This window comes from Escherichia sp. TW14182 (assembly GCF_000208525.1).
GTDB lineage: Bacteria > Pseudomonadota > Gammaproteobacteria > Enterobacterales > Enterobacteriaceae > Escherichia > Escherichia ruysiae.
Window position 1 is genome coordinate 1 of record NZ_AEJZ01000290.1, and the last position, 1,682, is coordinate 1,682.

Annotated in this window: 1 protein-coding gene; it reads right to left on the reverse strand. The window is 56.1% G+C overall.

Translation table 11 applies throughout. From position 1 onward, the window contains the following. Positions 1-1,682, reverse strand: a 1,682-nt coding sequence (locus EQY_RS0120100; RefSeq protein ID WP_000309478.1) for a DNA translocase FtsK 4TM domain-containing protein, incomplete at both ends; no start/stop codon positions are given.

The following is a 1,682-nucleotide window of genomic DNA, read 5'->3' on the forward strand; positions in this document are numbered from 1 at the left end:
TTGCTGCTGCGTCTGGGCGAACTGACGAGCCAGTTCATCCTGCTGCATCGCATCGATTTCATCATCGTTATACTGCCCGCCAGCATCGTACTGGTTGCGCTGGGCTTCACGAGCCTTCTCTTCCGCTGCACGCTGTGAGGGCAGCTTAATGCCATATGACGCCAGTTCACGACGTGTTGGTACGCGGATACGCTTCGGTCGAGGTAACTGCGGGCCAATGCCCTCTTTCACTTGCGGACGCGGCGCACCGCTATTTGCCAGGCTGAAAACAGGCGCAGCAACCGTCGCTGCGGCTCCCGTCGCCAGGGTCGCTTTTTTCACGCCCGATGCCAGCGGTGAAACAGCGGCAGCGGCTTCTACTGGAGGTACTGCTGCAACAGAAGTTGCTTTCAGCGAAGATTTGATCGGTTCTGGTTCTTTAACCGGTTCAGGAATCGGTTGATACCAGGCCGCAAGTTGTTCACGTTCACGGGCACGCTTCTCTTCCACTTCTTCAAAATAGTAAAGCGGCGGACGCGCAGGCTTTGTCTCTTCTACAACAGGCTCAGGTGTCGCGACAGGCTGCTGTTCAACAGATTGCGGCTGTTGGTACAACGGCTCCTGAACGGCTGGCTGCTGGTAAGTTTGCTCCGTCTGGTTTGTAGACTGTGGAGCAAAAGCGGATTGCTGCTCTTCGGCTTGCCAGGCGTTACCAGCCACCGGCTGTTCTGGTGCAGGGGCATAATACGGCTGTTGAACAGGTTGTTCCGCAGCAGGCGCGTAAGATGGTTGCTGAACAGCTTGTTCAGGGGCGTAGTAAGGTTGCTGAACCGGTTGTTCCGCTGCAGGCGTATAGTACGACTGCTGTGGCGGTACAGGCTGTTGCAGCGGCTCATTATATTGCACCGCAGGCTGCGAATATTGTGGCTGCTGTGGGTAACCTTCCGCTGCAGGAACAATAACCGGCTCGCCCGTTTGCGGCTCCGGTACAGGCTGCCAGGCAACAGTAGGTTGCGCAGGTGGAACATCAACAGAGGCAACAGGCGGCGTCTGAGTAACAGGTTCAACCGGCGCGGCCCAGCTTTGCGTCGCCGTGGTTGCAGCCGCTGCGGCAGCGACAGGCTCGGTAATCGGCGCACCATTTAATAAAGGATCGTATTCGTCATACTCTGGCTGCGTTGCACGATTGCCCGAAAACAGGACGTCATCAGGATCGGCTGTTACGCCGCGCGCAGTGTAGGTAACATCGTCTTCATCATCCATCCGCTTGCCGGAGAATAACGCAGCGTCTGTTTGCCGCCCCATCGGATTAATGAATTTTTCCGCCAGGCGTTTACGACGCGCTAGCGCGCCGCGAAGAATACGGGCACGGCGCGATTCATGCTGTTTGCCGTGATTTTCATCTTCATACTCTTCGTCGTCTTCATACTCATCTTCATCGACCCAGGTATCATCGCGACGGGTGCGATTACTGGCGAAGGTGAGAATGTTTAAAATCCAGCCGCCCAGTTTTTCGGCAATAGTCACCCAAGACCAACCGGTAAACAGCGTCAGGCCAGCTGCCCAGACGCAAAGCAGCGCAATAGTTCCCCCACTGCTGTGTAGCAGAGGCTGCAACGTGGTGCTTAATAAACTACCGATTACGCCACCAGAGGCAAAATACCAGATATCGTCGGCGTTAATGGCTGCCAGACCACAGGAGG